This window comes from Micromonospora sp. NBC_01638 (assembly GCF_045209745.1).
Classification (GTDB): Bacteria; Actinomycetota; Actinomycetes; order Mycobacteriales; family Micromonosporaceae; genus Micromonospora.
Genome location: NZ_CP109273.1, coordinates 6,774,578 through 6,795,686 on the forward strand (window position 1 = coordinate 6,774,578; position 21,109 = coordinate 6,795,686).

The 21,109-nt window shown below is 68.2% G+C and carries 18 protein-coding genes; 12 read left to right on the forward strand and 6 right to left on the reverse strand.

The window, feature by feature from the left end:
- Nucleotides 1-54 precede the first annotated feature (54 nt).
- The 5 genes from OG811_RS31470 (at nucleotide 55) to OG811_RS31490 (ending at nucleotide 3,410) form a co-directional block, all read left to right on the forward strand.
- Nucleotides 55-756, forward strand: a complete 702-nt coding sequence (locus OG811_RS31470; RefSeq protein WP_406070933.1) for a helix-turn-helix domain-containing protein — start codon at nucleotides 55-57, stop codon at nucleotides 754-756.
- Entirely contained in the window at nucleotides 749-1,132 is a 384-nt protein-coding gene (locus OG811_RS31475) for a heat-shock protein HtpX (RefSeq protein ID WP_406070934.1), read from the forward strand. The genes OG811_RS31470 and OG811_RS31475 overlap by 8 nt, the downstream gene beginning before the upstream one ends.
- Before the next feature lie 59 nt (nucleotides 1,133-1,191).
- Nucleotides 1,192-1,938 (forward strand): aquaporin, encoded by a 747-nt coding sequence (locus OG811_RS31480; RefSeq protein ID WP_406070936.1) that lies wholly within the window; start codon nucleotides 1,192-1,194, stop codon nucleotides 1,936-1,938.
- A 171-nt stretch (nucleotides 1,939-2,109) separates the two neighbouring features.
- Complete coding sequence (locus OG811_RS31485) at nucleotides 2,110-2,517, forward strand: arsenate reductase ArsC (protein ID WP_406070938.1); 408 nt, start codon at nucleotides 2,110-2,112, stop codon at nucleotides 2,515-2,517.
- 614 nt (nucleotides 2,518-3,131) lie between these two features.
- Nucleotides 3,132-3,410: a hypothetical protein gene (locus OG811_RS31490; protein WP_406070940.1), complete on the forward strand. Its 279-nt coding sequence runs from the start codon at nucleotides 3,132-3,134 to the stop codon at nucleotides 3,408-3,410.
- A gap of 294 nt (nucleotides 3,411-3,704) precedes the next feature.
- Here the strand turns inward: OG811_RS31490 and OG811_RS31495 are convergent, their stop codons facing one another.
- The 3 genes from OG811_RS31495 to OG811_RS31505 form a co-directional block, all read right to left on the reverse strand.
- Nucleotides 3,705-4,991 (reverse strand): SLC13 family permease, encoded by a 1,287-nt coding sequence (locus OG811_RS31495; protein WP_406070941.1) that lies wholly within the window; start codon nucleotides 4,989-4,991, stop codon nucleotides 3,705-3,707.
- A 492-nt stretch (nucleotides 4,992-5,483) separates the two neighbouring features.
- Entirely contained in the window at nucleotides 5,484-5,942 is a 459-nt protein-coding gene (locus OG811_RS31500) for a CBS domain-containing protein (protein WP_406070943.1), read from the reverse strand.
- A gap of 147 nt (nucleotides 5,943-6,089) precedes the next feature.
- On the reverse strand, nucleotides 6,090-6,362 hold the full coding sequence (locus tag OG811_RS31505; protein ID WP_406070944.1) for a hypothetical protein: 273 nt from the start codon (nucleotides 6,360-6,362) through the stop codon (nucleotides 6,090-6,092).
- 253 nt (nucleotides 6,363-6,615) lie between these two features.
- Between OG811_RS31505 and OG811_RS31510 the strand changes: the two genes are divergently transcribed.
- The 7 genes from OG811_RS31510 to OG811_RS31540 all read left to right on the forward strand — a co-directional run bounded on the left by OG811_RS31510 (nucleotide 6,616) and on the right by OG811_RS31540 (nucleotide 19,838).
- A complete protein-coding gene (locus OG811_RS31510) occupies nucleotides 6,616-7,635 on the forward strand; it encodes a histidine kinase (protein WP_406070945.1) in 1,020 nt (339 codons plus the stop codon).
- 2 nt (nucleotides 7,636-7,637) lie between these two features.
- Nucleotides 7,638-8,294 carry a response regulator gene (locus OG811_RS31515; protein ID WP_406070947.1) on the forward strand — a complete coding sequence of 219 codons (657 nt, stop codon included), beginning with the start codon at nucleotides 7,638-7,640 and terminating at the stop codon, nucleotides 8,292-8,294.
- A gap of 135 nt (nucleotides 8,295-8,429) precedes the next feature.
- Nucleotides 8,430-9,611 carry a low temperature requirement protein A gene (locus tag OG811_RS31520; protein WP_406070948.1) on the forward strand — a complete coding sequence of 394 codons (1,182 nt, stop codon included), beginning with the start codon at nucleotides 8,430-8,432 and terminating at the stop codon, nucleotides 9,609-9,611.
- A gap of 530 nt (nucleotides 9,612-10,141) precedes the next feature.
- Nucleotides 10,142-12,841, forward strand: coding sequence for an RICIN domain-containing protein (locus OG811_RS31525; RefSeq protein WP_406070949.1), 2,700 nt, complete (start codon nucleotides 10,142-10,144; stop codon nucleotides 12,839-12,841).
- A gap of 16 nt (nucleotides 12,842-12,857) precedes the next feature.
- Nucleotides 12,858-15,989, forward strand: coding sequence for a glycosyl hydrolase family 95 catalytic domain-containing protein (locus OG811_RS31530; protein ID WP_406070951.1), 3,132 nt, complete (start codon nucleotides 12,858-12,860; stop codon nucleotides 15,987-15,989).
- Nucleotides 15,990-16,481: 492 nt separating this feature from the next.
- Nucleotides 16,482-19,340, forward strand: coding sequence for a glycosyl hydrolase family 95 catalytic domain-containing protein (locus tag OG811_RS31535; RefSeq protein ID WP_406070954.1), 2,859 nt, complete (start codon nucleotides 16,482-16,484; stop codon nucleotides 19,338-19,340).
- A gap of 204 nt (nucleotides 19,341-19,544) precedes the next feature.
- A complete protein-coding gene (locus OG811_RS31540; protein WP_406070955.1) occupies nucleotides 19,545-19,838 on the forward strand; it encodes a transposase family protein in 294 nt (97 codons plus the stop codon).
- Between the two features lie 11 nt (nucleotides 19,839-19,849).
- Here the strand turns inward: OG811_RS31540 and OG811_RS31545 are convergent, their stop codons facing one another.
- The 3 genes from OG811_RS31545 to OG811_RS31555 are packed head-to-tail and all read right to left on the reverse strand — an operon-like array spanning nucleotide 19,850 to nucleotide 21,080.
- A complete protein-coding gene (locus OG811_RS31545) occupies nucleotides 19,850-20,359 on the reverse strand; it encodes an IS3 family transposase (RefSeq protein WP_406075992.1) in 510 nt (169 codons plus the stop codon).
- Complete coding sequence (locus OG811_RS31550; protein ID WP_406070956.1) at nucleotides 20,257-20,772, reverse strand: IS3 family transposase; 516 nt, start codon at nucleotides 20,770-20,772, stop codon at nucleotides 20,257-20,259. The genes OG811_RS31545 and OG811_RS31550 overlap by 103 nt, the downstream gene beginning before the upstream one ends.
- Entirely contained in the window at nucleotides 20,769-21,080 is a 312-nt protein-coding gene (locus OG811_RS31555) for a transposase (protein ID WP_406070958.1), read from the reverse strand. Before OG811_RS31555 ends, OG811_RS31550 begins: the two co-directional genes overlap by 4 nt.
- Nucleotides 21,081-21,109 lie beyond the last annotated feature (29 nt).

Here is a 21,109-nt window from a genome sequence, read left to right on the forward strand (position 1 = left end):
GAGCACTGACTCATGACTTGACGGCGGCACAGTTACTCAGTAATAGTTGAGTCAATGACTACTGAGCTTGCTTCCCTTCGGGCGCGCGCCCGGATCCACGCCGCGCTCGGCGACCCGGCGCGCCTGGCGGTCGTCGACGCGCTCACCCTGGGCGACGCCTCCCCCGGCGAGATCGCCCACGACCTCGGGATGCCGACGAACCTGGTCGCCCACCACGTCAAGGTCCTCAGCGAAGCCGGTCTCGTCGTCCGCGGCCGGTCCGAGGGAGACCGCCGCCGCACGTACCTGCGCCTGCGACCCGAGGCCCTGGCCACGCTGACGCCGGCACCGCTGACCGAGGTGGGTCGGGTGGTTTTCGTCTGCACCCACAACTCCGCCCGCTCGCAGCTCGCCGCCGCACTCTGGTCCGACCGCACCCACACCTCGGCCGCGTCCGCCGGAACGCAGCCCGCAGAGCGGGTTCATCCGCGCGCCGTCGCCGTGGCTCGTCGCCACGGGCTACCGCTGGACGCGACCGGCACCGCGCACGTCACGGACATCGTGCGCGACGACGACCTGCTCATCGCCGTCTGCGACAACGCCCACGAGGAGCTCACCGGCCCGGTCCGGCCCCGGCTGCACTGGTCGGTGCCCGACCCGGTCCGCGTCGACACCGACGCCGCGTTCGAGGCCGCGTTCGCCGACCTCGCCTCCCGCATCGACCGCGTCGCCCCCGTCATCACCCCCGCCATGAGTCCGGGAGACCGCCATGACTGACACCAGCGCGTACCTGCGCGAAGACCTCTCTATCGACCAGCAACTCGCTTTGCGCACCGCCGCCGCCCGCCTCGCCGCCGAGTTCGACGGCATCTACGGCACCCAGACGGTGGAGCCCGCGATGGCCGAGCGCGGCATCGACATCTCCGACGAGTTCCCCAAGCCCTGGACCGACGAGGTCGTCCGCGCCGCCGACGTGTTGGTCACCATGGGCTGCGGCGACGCCTGCCCCGTCTTCCCCGGCACCCGCTACGAGAACTGGGACCTCGACGACCCCGCCGGCCTCGACGTGGCCGACGTCCGGCCGATCCGCGACGAGATAGAACGCCGCGTTCGCCGCCTCCTCCACGACCTGAACGTCGCCGCGAGCCGGTAATCACCGCACCCCGGCCCACACCCGGTTCCGGGACGTCACTGCAAAGAGGAAACAAACTGATGACCATCGCACTCCGGCGGCGCCTGCTGGCCGAGTTCACCGGCACCGCTCTGCTGGTCACCGCCGTGGTCGGCTCCGGCATCATGGCCACCACCCTCTCCCCCGACGACGTCGGCCTCCAACTGCTGGAGAACTCGGTCGCCACCGCGTTCGCCCTGGGTGCCCTGATCCTGATCTTCGGACCGGTCTCCGGGGCGCACCTCAACCCGGTCGTCTCCATGGCGGACTGGTTCCTCGGCCGCCGCGCCGGCACCGGCCTCACCGGCCGCGACCTCGCCGGCTACACCACCGCCCAGATCCTCGGGGCGATCGGCGGATCGATCCTCGCCAACCTCATGTTCGACCTGGCCGCCGTCGACTTCTCCGGCAAGGACCGCGCGGCGGGCCACCTGTGGCTCGGCGAAATCGTCGCCACCACCGGACTGATCCTGCTGATCTTCGCCCTCGCCCGCTCCGGTCGCGCTCCGGTCGCGCCCGCGGCCGTTGGGGCCTACATCGGCGCGGCGTACTGGTTCACCTCGTCCACCTCGTTCGCCAACCCGGCCGTGACGATCGGTCGGGCTTTCACCGACACCTTTGCCGGCATCGCCCCCGGCTCGGTTCCCGGCTTCGTCATCGCCCAGCTCGTCGGCCTCGCCCTCGGTATCTGTCTCCTGGCCGCCCTCTACCCCGACGCTGGGAAGGCCGCCGACCAGGTTGTCGTCCCGAGTGGCGAGCGCGACCCGGCGCTCGACCATCGCGGATGAGCAACAGGCCGCTAAACGACACGTCAGCGGGACCCGGTCAATCCACCGCGTGCCGCCGGCCGCTACCGGCTGCTCGACCGCAACAGCGACCCCGCCCGCACCCTGCCTGCGATCCCTGACCAAACGCCGCTCACCCGGCCCTGCAACCCGTACTGCAAAGGAAGACTCCTGATGACCGACAAGCCCAGCGTCCTGTTCGTCTGTGTACACAACGCCGGCCGCTCCCAGATGGCCGCCGGCTGGCTGCGCCACCTCGCCGACGACACCGTCGAGGTGCGCTCCGCCGGGTCCGCCCCCGCCGAGACAATCAACCCCGCCGCGGTGCAGGCCATGCGGGAGGTCGGCATCGACATCACCGACCAGGCGCCGAAGCTCCTCGAGTACGCCACCGCCGAATCGTCGGACGTCATCGTGACCATGGGCTGCGGCGACGCCTGCCCCGTCTTCCCCGGAAAGCGCTACGAGGACTGGAAGCTTGACGACCCCGCCGGCAAGGGCGTCGAGTCCGTCCGCCCCATCCGCGACGAAATCCGCAGCCGGGTGGCGAAGCTCCTCGCCGAGCTGCGCGTCACCGGCTGATGCACCTACCATCGCTGCCCATCCGCCAGTCACCGATCGGCGGACGGCTGAGTGCTACCCCTTTCGAGGCGGGGGCACGATGGGCGAGTAAATGTTGAGCTGCTGGTGGTCGAGGACTGCCCAAATCAAGGACCGGCCATTGTCGTCGCACGCCGAACCTTTCGGCAATGATTCGCTCTTCGCCGTGATGCACCGGGTGCTGCACGATCCGCCCGAGCTGCCTGCGTTGCCTCCCGTCCTGGACGAGCTGATCCGGGAGTGCCTGGCCAAGGATCCGGCGGACCGGCCGGGTGCCGAGCGCGTGCTGGTGCGGCTGCTCCGGCAGGACGGCAGGGTCACCGATCCGCTACGTCGGGAGAACCTGCTCGAGGTCGGCAACGAGACTGCGGGCGCGCCGACGCCGAACCACCCGCTGCCCCAGGTCACGCCGACGGCACCGCAGCCGCGCCCGACGCAGCCGCAGATACCGACCCGGCCGACGGTGCCCACCCAGGCCCGGCCGACCCAGCCGGCACACGTGCCGGTGACGACGCAGCCGGCACACCTGTCGGTGACGGAGCCCGGCGTCGGTGCTGGAGGTGGCGGCGCGTTGCGGCGGCTGCGTAGTGAGGCTCTTGACGCCTGGGGCATCTCGACCGCGCTCTTCCACGCTCACCACGCTGCTGGCGGCGGCAGTCACCGGCGTCGTCCGCCGCGCGCTGCCCGCCGTGGTGCTGCTGCTCGGTCTGTACTTCATCGCGGGCCCGCTGTTGCGCGCCCGGTTCGCCACCAGCGCCGCCTACCTCCCGGACACCGCGGCCCTCGACCCGCCCCGCGGCGCCTCCGCCACGATCATTTGGACGCTTTCCGCCCTGACGCTCGCCGCTCTCCTTTTCCACCGCCGCGACGCGTGACTCCAGATCGTTTCGCGTCCCGATCTCATCTCGTGCCGTCGCGGTGAGGCTGAACGGCACCGCGGCGCTCAGCCACAGCTGGGTCAGGGCGTACCGGGCTCCGCCCGGAGCGGTGCCGGATTCGACGGATTCCGACAATCCCGGACCGCTGGCAGGGCGGGCGCCGCCGGGCTCGGTGGCGTTCCCGGCGGACCGGCCACCACCGGCCGGCGCACTGTCGCGGAGATCGGCTGAGAAGTAGACGCCTCCGCCCCGGGGAGAACCCGGGACGGAGCCCTGTGACCCGCCGCGCCGTTACATGAAGTAGCGGAGCCAGACGTACAACCAGGCGATCAGCGTGCTCAGGATCGTGACCACCATGCCGTACTTGGTGAACTGCCAGAACGAGATCCGGTGCCCGTTCCGCGCCGCGATGCCGATGGCCACCACGTTGGCACTGGCCGCCACCGCGGTGCCGTTGCCGCCAAAGTCCGCGCCGAGGGCGAAGGCCCACCAGAGCGCCTGACCGGTCTGCGGGTCTGGTGCTTCGGCGACCAGCCCCTCCACCACCGGCGCCATCGTGGCGACGTACGGGATGTTGTCGAAGAAGGCACCGAGCACCGCGGAGCCGAGGAGCAGGGACGTTGCCGCAGCGAAGAAGTTGTCACCCACCACGTTGATCGCCCACTCGCCGATCGTGCCGATGACACCGGTATGCACCAGCCCCGCGACCATCACGAACAGGCCCATGAAGAAGACCAGCGTCGGCCACTCCACCTCCTCCAGCACCTCGGAGATGTCCAGCTTCGAGACCAGCACCATCACCCCGGCGCCGATCAGGGCGACCACCGACGGGTCGATGTGCAGCACGGAGTGCAGCCCGAAGCCGAGCACGACGAAGCCGAGGACGATCAGGCAGCGCACCAGCAGGCGCACATCGGTGATGGCCCGCCGCTCCTGCAGCGCCATCACCGACGCGACGCGTTCGGGGTTGTAGCGGAAGGACTTGCGGAACAGCACCCGGGTGAACAGTACGAACACAGCGAAGATCACGACGACGATCGGCGCCATGTGTACGAGGAAGTCGCCGAACGTCAGCCCGGCCCGGCTGCCGATGATGATGTTGGGCGGGTCGCCGATCAGTGTCGCGGCACCGCCGATGTTGGAGGCCAGCACCTCGGCGATGAGGTACGGCTGCGCCGGGATGTTCAGCCGGTTGCAGACCACCACGGTGACCGGGGCGACCAGCATGATCGTGGTGACGTTGTCGAGGAACGGTGAGGCGACGGCCGTGATCAGCATCAGCAGCACCATCAGCCGGTACGGTTTGCCACGGGACTTCTTCGCGGCCCAGATCGCGAGGTAGTCGAAGATCCCGGTCTGCTTGATGACCCCGACAATGATCATCATCCCGAGCAGCAGGAAGATGACGCGCCAGTCGATGCCCTCGTGCTCGGAGAAGAAGACCTCGGCACCCGGGATCAACCCGAAGACGGCCATCGCCGCGGCGGCGATCAGCACAACCTTGACCTTGTCCACCTTCTCGGTGGCGATGAAGAAGAACGCCACCACGAAGATGACGAGCGCGATGACGGCGCTCATCGGGCGGACCCCGGCGGTCCGGAACCGACGCCGGCCACGGCCCGTTCGGCGATGTCTCTACAGAACGGGATGACGTCCGCGTTGGGCGATCGCCGGGCAGGCGTCACCGCAGGACTGTGGAACATGAAAGTACCTCCGGACAATGGCATTCCGCGGCGCGGTACGCCGGGTGGATACGAGGTCAGCCGCGCGCACGCCGGAACGCGGGGCGCGCGGGTGGCGCAGGCCGGCCCGGCGGGGCATCGGCCGGTCCAGGACGAGCCCAGACCGGGGCCGGGGGCTTGTCGGCGACGGCCACCGGAGTGGGCCCGCCGGGTGGCGTCAGACCCGCGACACGCGACGGACGTGCGACGCGCAGGGCAGCGCGGATTGCAACGCGCAGGGCGACGCGCAGAGCGACACACGTGGCAGCGCGCGGGGCGCCACACAGCGCACCGGCCACGCGGTCATCGTGGTAGAGGTAGCGGGCACCCGTCGGGCGGGTGCGCCGGATCAGGCGTCCGGGTCCGGAACGGCCAGCCGGGCGAGCAGGCGGCCCAGGGTGATCGCTCCGACGAGTACGCCGCCGTGGTCGACCACCGCCACCAACGGGCTGCGCTGGCGGGCCATCAGGGCCGCCACCTCGAGCAGGGTCCCGTCCAGGCCCACGATGATCGGCCGAGCGGCGTCGCGGACCAGACAGTCGCCGACGGTGAGTGTGCCCAGTTCCTCCCAGAACAGATCGGCGTGGGCCTCGTCGATGACCCGGGCGAGCGCCGAATCCTCCTGGTACGTCCCGGGGACCACCAGGCGGAGCACCTGGGTACCGGGCAGCACCGTCCGGGGCCGCCCTCGGTCGTCGACGACGATCAGTCCAGGCAGCCTGTGGAGCGCCATCAGGCGCACGGCTTTCGCCACGGAATCCCGGACGGTCACCGTCGGAACTGGCACGGCGATCTCTCGTGCTTGCATAACACCATTCCTTGGGACATGGCCCAGCTTCGGCCAACGCTCTCGGGCGATCCGGCCACCGGCGGCCCGTGCTCAGGTGTTCCGCCGACTCGGGTACCAGCGAACCACGGAAACCGTCGGTGAGCTGACCATCCTCGCGCCGCAAGATCACGTGGCGTCGCCGACCAGCTCGGAGAAGCGCCGTTCGAGGGTGGCCAGCCGGTCGGCGACCGGGCGGCTGTGCAGGATCTCGGCGAGCTGATCGGCCTCGTCGTGTTCCATCACGATGCGTTCGACCGGTACGTCCGGGTCGTCGGGGCCGTAGATCAACAGCACCCGCTGATCGAGGTTGTCCACGAGCGTGCCGAATCGCTGCCCGCCCCTGGTCCGGAAGTGGTGCACCACGCCGATCCCGGGGATCGTGGTATGGGTAACCTGCACTGTGCCTCCGCTCGGGTAGGGCGCCGTCGGTCGGGGAAGTACGGTGGCTGGACGGGGGCTGGCTACCCGGCCTAATCCGATCGACTTCCCGATTTCAAGCATCCGGGCACGGCAGGCCCGCCACCATTGGGTCCAGCACCCATCTCCACCCGGGTGGAACATGTAGGAACCGCTGGTGCGGGGCAGATGTTCGTGACCTGATGAGTGGCGCGCCGGATGGACAAAACCGCCGTGTCACGCCGACGCTGGCGACATGACCAATACCGCCGTCCGGCGAGGCCGCCCGTCGCGACGCCACCTTCCGCGCGGCCGACCGCCGACGCAGGCCCTGTTCCGCCGGCTGTTCGCGCTCAACGGCCTGGTCTTTACCGTCGGAACGCTCGTCCTCGCGCTCTCCCCCGCCACGGTCTCCTCGCCGGTGCTGCTCACCGAGGTACCCGTGCTGATCATCGGGCTTGCGCTCATCCTCGCCGTGAACGCGCTGCTGCTGCGGACCAGCCTGGCGCCGCTCGGCGCGCTCACCACGCTGATGCAGCGGGTGGACCTGCTGCAACGCGGTGACCGGCTGGTCGACAGCGGCAACGGCGACCTCACCAACCTGATCGAAACCTTCAACGCGATGCTCGACCGGCTGGAGGCCGAACGCAGCGCGAGCAGCGCCCACGCGCTCGCCGTCCAGGAGGGTGAGCGGCAGCGGATCGCGCGGGAACTGCACGACGAGATTGGGCAGAGCCTGACGGTCGTGCTGCTCGGCCTGAAGCGGGCGGTGGACCGAGCCCCGGAGGAACTGCGCGAGGAGCTGCACGCCGTACAGGAGACCGTCCGGTCCAGCCTCGACGAGGTGGGGCAGGTCGCCCGCCGTCTACGCCCCGACGTCCTGGAGGACCTCGGGCTGCACAGCGCTCTGAATGCCCTCGCCACGGAGTTTTCCCAAGTCAGCGGCGTGCCGGTGACGAGGAAGTCGGATCCGGACGTACCGGCCCTGAGCGCCGAGACGGAACTGGTGATCTTCCGGATCGTTCAGGAGAGTCTGACGAACGTCGCGCGTCACGCGCACGCCACGAAGGTGGAACTGTCGCTGCGGGCCGAGGACGACACCATGGTGCTGAGGGTCGCGGACAACGGGGCCGGTGACGTACGCCACGAGGGCGCCGGGATCCGCGGCATGCGGGAACGGGCGCTGCTCATCGGCGCGCGTCTCACCATCTCCGCGCTTCCCCGTGGCGGCACTGAGGTACGCCTGATCGTGCCTATGATGGCCGAGGGGAGTTAGCGGTGACCGTTTCCACAACGAGGATTCTGCTGGCAGATGATCATGCGCTGGTCCGTCGAGGGCTACGCCTGATCCTCGACGCCGAACCGGACCTGGCGGTGGTCGCCGAGGCGGCCGACGGCGCCGAGGCGGTGGAGGCCGCCAACGAGTCGGAGGTCGACCTGGCCATCCTCGACATCGCAATGCCCCGGATGACCGGACTCCAGGCGGCCCGCGAGATCTCCCGGCGGGCACCGGGCATCCGCATCCTGATCCTGTCGATGCACGACAACGAGCAGTACTTCTTCGAGTCGCTCCGGGCCGGCGCCTCCGGCTACGTGCTCAAGTCGGTCGCCGACCGGGACCTGCTGGAGGCCTGCCGGGCTGCGATGCGCGGCGAGCCCTTCCTCTACCCCGGCGCGATCACCGCGCTCATCCGGGACTACCTGCACCGCGACCGGCAGGGAGAACGGATCCCGGAGAGCATCCTGACCCCGCGCGAGGAGGAGATCGTCAAGCTGATCGCCGAGGGCAACTCCGCGAAGGAGATCGCCGAGGCGTTGTTCATCAGCGTGAAGACGGTCGACCGGCACCGGGCCAACATCCTGCAGAAGCTCGGCATGCGGGACCGGCTCGACCTCACCCGGTACGCGATCCGGGCCGGCCTGGTCGAACCGTGAGCAGGGTATTTTGCGACATTAAGTTCAATACACACCTAAAATCATTCAGGGCTTCTTGCCACCCGACTCAGCCGGTTCCCCTACTGCAGGCCTCTCTCCAGTCGTGAAAACCAGGAGCCAGTAGACGGGAACCTGATGACGACCGACCTCGCAGTAGGGCTGGCCCGGGAGGGCGAGGGGCCCCAGCGGGCAACCCTGCTGGAGCTGTTTCTCGATCTGGTCTTCGTCGCCGCGCTCGCCCTGGCGTCACGAACCTTGGCCCAGCGCCTCGACTGGGTCGGGGCCTTCCAGACCGTGGTGCTGCTGTTGGCGATCTGGTGGGTCTGGTCCGTCACCGCGCTGGTAACCGACCTCTACCACGCGCAGCGGCCCCCCATCTTCGTCATGACGCTCTGGGTCATGCTCGGAACCATCCTGATGGCTGGCACGCTGCCCGACGCCTTCGCCGACCACGCCCTGGTCTTCGCGGGCGCATACGTGGCGATCAACCTGGGACGTGGCATCTTCCTCGTCGCCACGTTGCACAACCGCGCGGCGCACCTGCACCCCAGCCGATTCGTCTTCTGGTTCCTCGTGTCCGCCGTACCGTGGCTCGCCGGCGGCCTCGCGACAGGTCCGGCGCGGGGCCTGCTGTGGACCACGGCGCTCGCCATCGACTACGGGTCGGCCTGGCTCCGCTACCCCACGCCCCGGCTCGGTCGGATACCCACATCCCAGTACACGGTGGCAGCCGACCACCTGGCGGAGCGCTACCAGCAATTCTTCACCCTCGCCCTCGGCGATCTCATCCTCCTCACCACCCTGGCCTACGCCGACACCGACGCGACAATCAGCCACACAGCGGCGCTCCTGCTGGCCTTCGCCGTCACCGTGCTGCTGTGGCAGATCTACGTCCACCGCGCCGGGGCCCTGCTGAAGGCCACCATCGAATCCTCCCAAGATCCCGGCGGATTCGTGCGGTCCGCACCCAACACCCACCTGCTCATGGTGGCCGGCGTCGTCGCCGCCTCCGCCGGCTTCGAAGTCGCCATCGCCCACCCCACCGGCCACACCACACCCTGGCTGGCCGGCATCATCCTCGGCGGCCCCGCATTGTTCCTGGCCGGACGAGCCCGCTTCGAGTACGAGGTGTTCAGCCGCGTGTCACCGTCCCGGCTGGTCGCGCTGCTCATGCTGATCGTCGCCGGCCCCGCTCTGGTGCTCGCACCCGCACTGGTGGCCGCCCTCACCGCCACCCTCGTCCTGGCAGGGGTCGCCATCGCGGACATCGTCCGGGCCCGCGGGAACCCACCCGAGCAACCAAGCCCCTCCATGTAGCTGCAGGCGCGGAACCACTCAAACAACTAGCCCCATCAGAAGGTAGATCCCCCGCTGATCTTCGGCACGCGAGCACAGCATCTATCCACTGCGACCGATGCGCGAAAGGGCGGCTACCTCGGGGAAGCCGGTTTTCTTCCGCGCTCACCCGTCGGGGAGTGCGGTGCCGCCCGGCCACTCCGGGTCGCACACGGTAGTCGACGCCGGCGCCGAAGAAGTTCCCGCCAACCGATGAACGCCGCGGGCTAACCATCCCGCAGGCGCCTCAGTCGGAGGCCGGTGCGTCGACAGTGATACCGACGGCCCTTTCATCCTACCTTTGCTGCGGCTTTTGTCGGGATTGAGGGAATTCCAGGCTTCGGCACAAGATAGATGAGTCCAAATCCTTGACTCAGTGCCCGTGTTGCCGGTTAATCACATCTACGTGTCGGCCGTGTTCACCCGGGCCGTCGAATCGATTCGACTACCGCCGGCAGCGAAGCCTTGACCCGGAGTCGTAAGGCTGTCGGGTGAGTCACAGGAGGTTACCCGTGCATCGTACGAACGTCCACTGGGGTGGCCGATTGTCGGCGTCGGCCAGAGGGCTGGCCGCGACCGTGGCGCTCGGCCTGACCCTGACGCTGGGCGGCCTGACCCTGGCGACCCCCGGGTCGGCCCTGGCCGCGCCGGTCACGACGCAGAGCGTCGCGGCCGCTGGACTTGACGGTGTGGCGGCCGGTAACGCCGCGATCACCTCGGTCGATCTGAGCGGGACGTGGAGCTTCACGCCCTCGGGTCGGGGGACGACCTCGATCACGGTGCCCGGTGGCGGCTGGTACAAACAGGGCTTCACCGACGTGAACGAGGCGGTGTACTCGCGCAGCATCACCGTGCCGGACTCGGGGCAGCCGCAGTCGACCTGGATCGAGTTCGGCGCCGTCAACCACCAGGCGACACTCTCCGTCGACGGCCGGGTGGTGGCGACCCAGACGACGGCGTTCACCCCGTCGAACTTCGACATCAGTGGCTACGCCGCGCCGGGCACCACCCACACGATCAGCGTGCAGGTGAAGGGCCGCGGTGCGTTGAAGTCGTCCGGCGGCAAGTACCTGGTCCCCGTGGCGGCCGACTGGTCCGAGGCGATACCGCAGGGCATCTACCGGTCCGCGTCCCTGCGGGTGTACCCGGCGGTGTATGTCAGCGACGCGTTCGTCCGCACCTCGGTGGCGAACCGCACCCTCAGCTACGACGTGTCGGTGACCAACTCCTCGGCCGCGACCAGAACGGTCACCCTGAGCGGGTCGATCACCTCCGACGGCGCGGGCTCTTTCAGCTACCCGCAGCTGCCGCAGCGGACCGTGACGGTGCCGGCCCGTTCGACGGCGAAGGTCACGGTGGGCCCCGTGGCGTGGGACCTCGGCACCACCTCGTACTGGTGGCCCAATGTGCCGTACCGGTCCGGATACCGGGCCCAACTGCACCGCCTGGCGATCCACGCCACCGTTGACGACGGCCGCACCAGTGACGCCACGTACCGCTTCGGGTTCCGGGAGAGCACGCAGAACGGCGAGTACTACTACCTCAACGGCGTGCGGGTGAACTTCCGTGGCGACAGCCTGCAGGGCGCCGACTACGACCGGGTCAACTACGGCGGGAAGGGCGACGCGTACGACACCCTGCCCGGCTTCCTGCCGCCGTCGTCTGGCAACGGCGGCTGGCCCGAGGCGGTGAACAACTACCAGCGTCTCAACTACAACGTGGTACGCATGCACATGGAACCGGCCAGCCCGTACATGCTCGACGTGGCCGACGAGATGGGCCTGATGGTCATCGACGAGACGGCCATCCGCAGCGGTGCCCAGGACTTCGTGTCCGGACGCGACAACATGGTGGCCCACGCTCGTGCGCTGACCCTGCGCGACCGCAACCATCCGGCGATCATCCGCTGGAGCCAGATCAACGAGCCCAGCTTCAACAACAACGACTCGCAGCAGTTCCAACAGGACCTGTACGCGGCGATGAACGGCAACGACGGCACCCGGCCGATCAGCATCGACGCCGCCCCAGGCGCGGACTCGGCCAGCCGGTACCCGGCCATGAACTACTCCAACTTCGCCATCTTCGCGCACTACCTGGACGGCGTCGGCCGGTACGGCGAGGCCCTGAATCGCAATTCCGGGCGCCCGGACGGTGAAGGCGAGTACATCTGGCCTGCCTGCAGCACCAAGCAGGGCTTCACGTGGTTCGCCACCGCAACTGCCGCCAAGCGCGGCAAGGACGCCAGCGACCTGCGCCCGTACACGCTGCTGTCCGCCTGGGCCAGCGTGGTGCCGGGCGTGCGAACCACCGACTTCACCACGGAGGAGGGCACTCGCCCGGTCTACGGCGCGGACAACCTGACCGACCCGTGGAGCAACGCACAGATCCAGCGCGTGCAGACGGCGTTCAACCCGGTGGCCGCGGTCGACCTCCCCTACTGGTCCGCCTCCGGCGCCTCGGACTCGAACGGCAGCTTCCCGCTGCCGCAGGCGGTACCCAGCTACGCCCGGAACGCCACGGTGACCCGCAACATCACCGTGTTCAACGACGACCTCACCAACACCTCGGTGAACTTCGCCTGGGCCGCCCGGCTCGACAGCCCGACCGGCGCGGTCGTCGCGTCCGGCAGCAACAGCCTGACCATCCCACTCGGCTCGCGGGTCACCCAGCCGGTGTCCTTCACCACCCCCGCCACCGGAAGCCGCGTCTACCTGCAGCTGTCGACCGCCAAGTCCGGCAGCACCCTCTTCACCGACTCGGCCGAATACCTGAACCTCGGCGGAAGCGGCGGAACCGGGCCCACGCCCGGCACCTACCGCATCGTCAACCGCAACAGCGGAAAGCCCCTCGCCATCGCCGGCAACTCCACCGCCGACGGCGCCAAGACGGTCCAGCAGAGCGGCACCCCCACCTGGACGATCAGCGCTAATCAGGACGCCTACACCCTGCGCTACACCGCCTCTGGAAAGGTGCTCGACGTCAACGGCGGCAGCACCACGGCGGGCCTGCAACTGCAGCAGTGGTCGGCGAATGGCGGTGCCAACCAGTCGTGGTACCTGCGGCCCACCGGTGACGGCTACTACACCATCGTCAGCCAGGCCAGCGGACTGGTGGCCGACGTCTACGCCGCAGCGACCAGTGACGGGGCGCAGGTCGTGCAGTGGACCGCCAACAGCGGGACCAACCAGCAGTGGCAGTTCGTGCCCGCCTGACTAACGCCAGAGGTGGTTGACGAGTCCGACCGCCGGTGACCAGCTGACCGATCGTTGTGAGGTCTGCTCGGGCGTGGGGTTCCCGTGCCCGAGTAGACCACGATCCAATCTTGGCAAAATTGACGAACATCGATGTTACTCATATTCTTGCCGAATCGATTCGAGAATGCAGAACCGTTGTCCGCAGCCCAGACCCGACGGGCTGCGGGTGCCGGACGAGATGACGCACAACCTTCAGCCTCGGTGTCGAGAGGAACTCCTGATGACGGACCTGCCCGTGAGCCGTAGGCGCCTGCTCGCCACCGCCGCTTTGACCACCGGCTCGGCGGCCCTGATCCCGGCCGTGGGCGCCGGACGGGCCGCCGCCGCTGCGCCTCAGGTCACCCTGCCCGAGCGCGGGATCTACGACGCGACCGCGGCGACAACCTGGACGGACGGGTTCCTCACCGGCAACGGCGAGTACGGCGCGGTCCTGTACGGAACGCCGACCCTCGAGAAGGTGATCTTCAATCACCACCGCTTCGTGATGCCCAACGGGAGCCGGGGCGTAACCCCGCCAGTAATCTCCGGGCGGCTGGCCGGCGTACGAGACAAGGCGCTGGCCGGGAACTACGCCGGAGCCAACACGGACTTCGCGGCCGGCTGGAGCCTGCGCTGGACCCAGACCTACCACCCCGGCTTCGAGTTGCAGATCAGCACTCCCGGCATGACCACGGCCAACGGATACGCCCGCATCACCGACTTCCGGACCGGGGAGGTCACCTCCACCTGGACCGACAGCAACGGCACCTGGACTCGCCGCGCCTTCGCCTCCCGAGCCGACAACGTCGTCGTACACGAACTGACCCCGGCATCCGGCCGATCGATCGACGCGACGCTGGGCGTCAACACATCCCTCGCGGGCGTCCCCAGCTCGGTCCGTTTCACCACCCAGGCCGGCGTCATTGACGGCTCCGGCTACCTGAACCTGCGAGGCACCTACCCGTCCGGGCAGGGCGCGTTCGGCTTCGAGGGCGTCACCCGGGTCGTCGCCACCGGTGGCACGGTAGCCGCGAACGGGTCGAGCATCGTCGTCACCGCGGCAACCAGGCTCCTCCTGCTGACCAAACTCGACCGTTACGAGTCACCCACGGCCTGGGACAGCAAGCCGTTGCACGCGGCGCTGGCCGCAGTGCGCGCCGACTATGCCGAGTTGCGGACCCGGCACGTCACCCTGCACTCGGCGATGTACGACCGCTCCCGCCTGGACCTGAACGTCTCCGCCGCCGACCGGCAACTGTCGACCACCGAGCTGATCGCCCGGCAGAACGCCAACCGCAACACCATCGATGTGGCCCTGCTGGAACGCCTCTACGACAGCGGCCGTTACCTGTTCATCAGCTCCAGCGGCGTACTGCCGCCGCGGTTGACCGGAATCTGGGCCGGCACCTGGAATGGCGCCTGGGCCGACGATTTCACCACCGATGCCAACATCAACCTGCAGGTCGCCGGCGGCAACATTCTCGACCTCACCGATGCCATGCAGGGCTACTTCAACCTGATCCTCGGCCAGCTCGCTCACTGGCGCACCAACGCTCGCAACCTGTACGGCGCCCGCGGCTTCCTGGCCCCATCACGAACCGACGGCGAGTACGGGTACATGCTGCACTTCGACCCCGGCTTCCCCGGCCAGTGCTGGACCGGTGGCGCGGACTGGTTGCTCTACCCGCTGCTGGAGTATTACCAGGTCACCGGGGACCGGACGTTCCTGGCTGAGAAGCTGGGACCGGCGCTGATGGAGCTAGCGCTGTTCTACGAGGACTTCCTGACCCGCACCGACTCGGCCGGCCGTGTGGTGTTCGTGCCGTCGTTCTCGATGGAGAACTCGCCGGCCAGCACGAACGTCCTGCTGGCGATCAACGCCACCGGCGACATCCAGGCCGGCAGACACGCCCTGCGGGCGGCCGTCGAGGCCGCCAACGCGCTCGGTGTCGAACAGGGCGCCGGCCAAGGTGTCGCACGCTGGACGGCCCTGCTGGCGAAGCTCCCGCCCTACACGGTCAACGGCAGCGGCGCCCTCGCCGAATGGTCCTGGCCGGGACTCACGGATCGCTACAACCATCGGCACGTCCATCACCTGTACGGCGCGTGGCCCCTGCACGAGATCAATCCCGAGGAGGCGCCCGGTCTGGTCACCGCCGCGCTCAGGGCCCTGGCGCTGCGCGGTGACGAGAACACCTCCGCGCACGGCAGCCTGCATCGAGCCCTCGCCTCCGCTCGACTCAAGGACGGCGCCGGCGTCTACAGCAACCTCCGGAAGATCATCGGCAACAACATGATCTTCCGGTCGCTGATGACAGCACACAACCCGAATCTGGAGACCTACAACGCCGATGCGGCCAACACGCTGCCGGCCGTGCTCAGCGAAGCGCTTGTATACACCAGGCCCGGCGTCATCGAGCTGCTGCCCGCCGTGCCCGGCCAGCTCGCCAGGGGCACCATCACCGGGGTCCGCGGACGCAATCAGGTCCGCATTCACAGCCTCTCCTGGGATCTTCCTGGTCGCTCAGTAACCGTGGCACTCACCTCGACGATCACCCAGGCGATCACCCTCCTCAGCCGGCGCGGGATGGCATCCATCACCACTTCCGCGACGGTCACCCCCTCGCCGCTCGGCCCGCATGCCCGGGTGATCTCGTTGACGGCCGGGCAACAGATACAGGTTGTCGTAGGCCTGCCGGCCGCCGGCGGCGTCGTTCGACTGGTCAACCGGCGCAGCGCAAAGGTGCTGGACGTCAACGGCGGCTCCACCACGGATGGGGCAGCTGTCATCCAGTGGCCGTGGACTGGCGCGGCCAACCAGCAGTGGCGGCTGCTGCCCAACAGCGATGGCTCATTCCGGCTGTCCGGTGTCAAAAGCGGGAAAGTCCTGGACAGTCCAGGTGGCTCGGGCCAGGGCGCGGCACTCGTTCAATGGGCCGACAACGGCGGACGTAACCAGTGGTGGAATCTCGTTCCGGCGACGACCAGCGGATACTACCGGTTCGTCAACGTGAGCAATGGCTGGTGTGTCGGGGTCGAAGGCGGCTCCACCGCAGACGGCGCCAGGGCGGTCCAGCAACCGGTCAGCGGCGAGATCAGCCAGGAATGGCAGATCCTTGATGCCTGAGGCGGGAGGTCAGAGGCACTGGTCGCAGCGGCTCCGGGCGATGGGCCGCCAGCACCTGTGCCACGTCAAGCGCCGCCACGCCGGGTGGGTCTCGGCCACCGGCGTGCGTGGTGCCGGGTACGGCGGCAGCGTCGGGTTGGCCGTGGGGACCGGCCCGGCCCAGAGGGTACGTCTGACCTTTAGGGGACTACCCGTCAGTCGATCGCCTCATGCGCGCCGACTCCGCAGGGCGATGGCGCGAACGGTGTGGGCTGGGTTTACGAGCCCTGGACGGTCGGGACAACAGCATCGCGTGCGGTCCCGTGGTTACGCATTGACCACCTTTTATCTCAGTTGTTAACATGTGACGTCTGATGAGTGTTGGACCGCCGGACACCCTCGAAGGACTCAGGCGACGTCCTCGTCAACGTTCCGCTTCTTCCGCCCTGCGATCGTCACCACCCGGGCGGCTGGGGTCGCCGCTGCTTCGCTCGGCTGCACGAAGGAGACAAGATGTCTGAAGTGACACGACGGAAACTGCTCGGAGCCGGGGCGGCCGGGGCTGGTGTCATGCTGCTGCCGGCGGGTTGGACCGCAGCCGCTCGGGCCGGGTCGACTGCACCCCCACAAGTGCTGGCAGCCAACGACATGGCGTTGTGGTACGACGAGCCGGCGAGTTCGGATTGGCTACGGGCTCTGCCGATTGGTAACGGCCGGTTGGGCGCGATGGTGTTCGGGAATCTCGACACCGATCGGCTGCAGCTGAACGAGGACACCGTGTGGGCCGGCGGCCCGTATGATTCGGCCAACACCCGTGGCGCGGCCAACCTGGCGGAGATTCGACGGCGGGTCTTCGCCGATCAGTGGACGCAGGCGCAGGATCTGATCAACCAGACCATGCTGGGCAGTCCGGTCGGGCAGTTGGCCTACCAGCCGGTCGGCGACCTGCGGCTGGCTTTTGGCAGTGCCAGCGGGGCGTCGCAGTACCAGCGGACCCTCGATCTGACCACGGCCACCGCTACCACCAGCTACGTGCTCAACGGGGTGCGGTTTCAGCGTGAGGTCTTCGCCAGCGCACCGGACCAGGTGATCGTGATCCGGTTGACCGCTGACCGGGCAAACGCGATCACGTTCACCGCCACCTTCGGCAGCCCGCAACGGACGACCGTGTCCAGCCCGGACGCCGCCACGATCGGCCTCGACGGTGTTTCCGGCAACATGGAGGGCATCACCGGCCAGGTCCGGTTCCTTGCTCTGGCCAATGCCGCCGTGAGCGGCGGTACGGTCAGCAGCTCTGGTGGCACGCTGCGGGTCTCCGGCGCGACAAGCGTCACCCTGCTGGTGTCGATTGGTTCCAGTTACGTCAACTACCGGACCGTCAACGGCGACTACCAGGGCATCGCGCGGCGGCACCTCGACGCGGCCCGCACCATCGGCTTCGACCAGTTGCGCAGTCGCCATGTGGCCGACTATCAGGCGCTGTTCAACCGGGTGTCGATCGATCTGGGACGCACGACGGCTGCCGACCAAACCACCGACGTGCGGATCGCGCAGCACGCGAGCGTCAACGATCCGCAGTTTTCCGCGCTGCTGTTCCAGTACGGTCGCTACCTGCTGATCTCCTCCTCGCGACCGGGCAGCCAGCCGGCGAACCTGCAGGGGATCTGGAATGACCAGATGGCCCCGTCCTGGGACTCGAAGTACACCATCAACGCGAACCTTCCGATGAACTACTGGCCGGCCGACACCACCAACCTGGCCGAGTGTTACCTGCCGGTCTTCGACATGATCAAAGATCTGACGGTGACCGGCGCCCGTACTGCTCAGGTGCAGTACGGCGCAGGGGGTTGGGTCACCCACCACAACACCGACGCGTGGCGCGGGTCGTCGGTGGTCGACGAAGCCCTGTGGGGAATGTGGCAAACCGGCGGCGCCTGGCTGGCCACCATGATTTGGGACCACTACCAGTTCACCGGAGACGTCGAGTTCCTGCGCGCCAACTACCCGGCCATGAAAGGCGCTGCCCAGTTCTTCCTCGACACGCTGGTCAGCCACCCGACGCTCGGCTACCTCGTCACCAATCCGTCGAACTCGCCCGAGCTGCGTCATCACACGAACGCCAGCGTGTGCGCGGGGCCGACGATGGACAACCAGATCCTGCGTGACCTGTTCAATGGCGTCGCACGGGCCGCCGAAGTCCTCAACGTGGATGCCAACTACCGCGTCCAGGTACTGACTGCCCGGGACCGGCTGCCGCCGACGCGGGTCGGGTCACGCGGCAACATCCAGGAATGGCTCGCCGACTGGGTGGAAACCGAGCGGACTCACCGGCACGTCTCCCACCTGTACGGGCTGCACCCCAGCAACCAGATCACCAAACGCGGCACACCACAACTGCACCAGGCCGCACGACAGACCCTGGAACTGCGCGGCGACGACGGCACCGGCTGGTCACTCGCCTGGAAGATCAACTATTGGGCTCGACTGGAAGACGCCACACGCGCCCACAAGCTCCTCGGCGACCTGGTACGCACCGACCGGCTCGCACCGAACATGTTCGACCTGCACCCGCCCTTCCAGATCGACGGCAACTTCGGCGCCACCTCCGGCATCACCGAAATGCTGCTACAAAGCCACAACAACGAACTACACCTCCTGCCCGCACTACCACCCGCCTGGCCAACCGGGCAGATCACCGGGCTCCGCGGCCGCGGCGGATACACCGTCGGCGCCGCTTGGAGCAGCAGCCGAATCGAGCTCGTCGTCACTCCCGACCGCGCCGGACCCATCCGCGTTCGCAACCGGATCTTCGCCGGCACCTTCGAACTGCGCGACGAGACGAGCGGCAGCGCCATCCAGCCGACGCGGATCGACGCCGATCTCGTCGAGTTCACCGGCCAGGCCGGCCACACCTACCGCGCGTCCGGGGTCAACTCGGGGCCGGTCGAGGCTGGCGCGTACTACCGGCTCGTTGCCCAGCACAGCGGCAAGGCCGCCGACATCAACGGTGCGTCCACCGCCGCCGGCGCGTCGCTGATCCAGTGGCAGAGCACCAGCGGACAGAACCAGCAGTTCGAGTTTCTGCCGGCGGACGGGGGCCACTTCCGGATCAGGGCGCGGCACAGCGGCCTGTTCCTGCAGGCCGCCAGCAACAGCACTGGCGCCGACATCACCCAGCAACCCGACACACCCAACGCCGCCAGCCAGCAATGGCGGGTCGACGACCAGGGCGGCGGGGTGGCCAGACTCATCAACCGGCAAAGCGGTCTGGCAATGGACGTTTGGCAGGCTTCGACCGCCGACGGTGCCCGCATCTCCCAGTGGACACCCGGCACCGGTGCCAACCAGCGATTCAAACTTCAACGAATCTAGAGGCTGTCTCAGCAGGGCATTCGCAAGATCGAGGTTTGACCGGATGGTCGGTTATGGGGTAGTCACGCCGGTTCCGGTGGGTACGTAGAAGAGCGCGGCCTTCGGGTGATCATTCAGGTGTCTAGGCTGGATGATCACAAGTGAAGGACCGCGCTCGTGGAAGCATCATCGTTGATCGGCGGGTTGTCCGCACGTCTGATTGGCGTGTCGCGTTTTGAGGAGCAGGACGGGCCGGGGTTGGTGCAGGTGCTGGCTCAGGTGCCGGATCCTCGGGACCGGCGGGGCCGGATCCATCCGTTGCCGGGTCTGCTTGCGGTCGCGGTCGCGGCGGTGGTCTCTGGGCAGAGCCGGGTCGTCGAGATCACCGAGTGGGCCGCGGATCTGCCGGACCAGGTATGGGACCGTCTTGGGGCGGCCCGGGACCGGTTCACCGGGGCACGCAGGGTTCCCGACGACAGCACACTGGGCCGGGTCCTGGCTGAGCTTCCCCCGCTTTGATGGAGCGGTGGTTACCTGCTGCCGGTCGGTGCAGGGATGACGCTATCTGGCTCGGTCAGGTTGGTCTGTTGGTGGTGCCAGGCGGTCTCATACTCGTCGGGGCTGAGGTCGCCCAGTTCTTTCTGGATGCGGCGGGTGTTGTACCACCCGTCGATGTAGGCGAAGATCGCGTTCTCGGCCTCGTCGCGGGTCCGCCAGCTTGTGCGGTAGACGAGTTCGATCTTCAGCGTTGACCAGAAGTTCTCCATCAGCGCGTTGTCGTAGGAGTCGCCGACGGAGCCCATCGAGGGCAGGATTCCGTTGTCCTGTAAGCGTTGCGCGAACCGGAAGGACGTGTTCGACCCGCGGTCGCTGTGGTGGATCAGCTGACCGTCGCGGACGTCGCGCGACCAGATGCCGTATTCGAGGGCGGCGAGGATCAGGTCGGTGTCGCAGCGGTCGGAGGTCTTCCAGCCGACGATCCGGCGGGAGAACACATCGCGGACCGCGGCCAGCCAGAACACGCCCTGACCGCAGGGGATGCGGGTGGCGTCGGCGACCACAGCCGGTTCGGTCCGGTCGCGGTGAACTGCCGGTTGACCAGATCCGGTGCCGGCGTGTGCCGTGGGTCCTGACGGGTGGAGCCGCCGCGCCAGCCTCGACGCAGGAACGCTCCCTGCCAACCCTGGGCGGCCATCAGCCGCTCCACCCGCTTGCGGCCGACGTGGATGCCGTCGCGGCGTAACTGCCGGTGCACCCGGTCCGCGCCGTAGGTGTGCCCGGAAGTAGTCCAGATCTCGTGGATGTTGGAGAGCAGGCCCAGGTCGACCATGTCGCGGTCGCAGGGCTGTTCGGCCTGCTTGACCCACGCGTAGTAGGTCGACGCGCCGATGTTGAGGACCCGTAGTAGGAGCGCGACCGCGAACTGGTCACGATGTTCATGGATGAACGTCATGACCGTCGCCGGGTCGGGTCGAGCTCCGCCGCGAAATACGCGCTCGCGGCCTTCAAGATCTCATTCGCCCGGCGTAGCTCCGCGTTCTCCTTCAGCAGCCGGCGGTTCTCGGCCAGCATGTCGCTGCTGGGCCGATCCTCCCGCTCACCCGCGTCGGCCTCGGCCTGCCGGATCCAGTTCCGCAACGCCTCATGATGCACGCCGAGCTGCTCGGCCAGGCGCCGGATCACGGGCTTCGGGTCCGACTCGCGGTACAAACGCACAGCGCGCTGACGCAGCTCATCGGGGTACTTCTTCGGTGCCGCCACAGAAACTTCCTCCCCATGGCCATCAGACC

Excerpts from the sequence above, each read along its gene's own strand:
- OG811_RS31470 (WP_406070933.1), top strand. The coding sequence starts at position 55 with ATGACTACTGAGCTTGCTTCCCTTCGGGCGCGCGCCCGGATCCACGCC.
- OG811_RS31475 (WP_406070934.1), top strand. The coding sequence starts at position 749 with ATGACTGACACCAGCGCGTACCTGCGCGAAGACCTCTCTATCGACCAG.
- OG811_RS31480 (WP_406070936.1), top strand. The coding sequence starts at position 1,192 with ATGACCATCGCACTCCGGCGGCGCCTGCTGGCCGAGTTCACCGGCACC.
- OG811_RS31485 (WP_406070938.1), top strand. The coding sequence starts at position 2,110 with ATGACCGACAAGCCCAGCGTCCTGTTCGTCTGTGTACACAACGCCGGC.
- OG811_RS31495 (WP_406070941.1), bottom strand. The coding sequence starts at position 4,991 with ATGAGCGCCGTCATCGCGCTCGTCATCTTCGTGGTGGCGTTCTTCTTC.
- OG811_RS31500 (WP_406070943.1), bottom strand. The coding sequence starts at position 5,942 with ATGCAAGCACGAGAGATCGCCGTGCCAGTTCCGACGGTGACCGTCCGG.
- OG811_RS31510 (WP_406070945.1), top strand. The coding sequence starts at position 6,616 with ATGACCAATACCGCCGTCCGGCGAGGCCGCCCGTCGCGACGCCACCTT.
- OG811_RS31520 (WP_406070948.1), top strand. The coding sequence starts at position 8,430 with ATGACGACCGACCTCGCAGTAGGGCTGGCCCGGGAGGGCGAGGGGCCC.
- OG811_RS31535 (WP_406070954.1), top strand. The coding sequence starts at position 16,482 with ATGTCTGAAGTGACACGACGGAAACTGCTCGGAGCCGGGGCGGCCGGG.
- OG811_RS31550 (WP_406070956.1), bottom strand. The coding sequence starts at position 20,772 with ATGACGTTCATCCATGAACATCGTGACCAGTTCGCGGTCGCGCTCCTA.